The organism is Oleiphilus sp. HI0123 (assembly GCF_001635315.1).
Window position 1 is genome coordinate 1 of record NZ_LWGE01000280.1, and the last position, 336, is coordinate 336.

A 336-nucleotide genomic window follows, 5' to 3' on the forward strand; every position below is an offset into this window, starting at 1 on the left:
TGTTTTCGGAGGGCCTAATTACGGCCTAACTGAATTAGAAATGACGGATTTCTGGGAACGGTATCCGTGTATTGATTTTTATATTGTTAAAGAAGGTGAAAAAGGTTTTGTTGAGCTTATTGACAGTTTAGCTGAACAGGGCTTTTTGGTTGATCAAGTAAAACTTAGGCAGGCGGGCTCTAATTGTCACTACTTTTATCAAGGGAGTGTGTCCCAAGGAAGCTTGGCTCCACGTTTTAAAGGGCTAGACGAGATTGGCTCACCATACTTAACAGGTATCTTTGATAAGTTTTTTGATAACATTCTTATTCCAATGATTCATACTACGAGAGGGTG

At 39.6% G+C, this 336-nt stretch carries 1 protein-coding gene; it reads left to right on the forward strand.

The window, feature by feature from the left end; genetic code table 11:
• Nucleotides 1-40 precede the first annotated feature (40 nt).
• Nucleotides 41-336: hypothetical protein (locus A3761_RS02745; protein WP_197472758.1), on the forward strand; the 296-nt coding region annotated here is incomplete at its 3' end.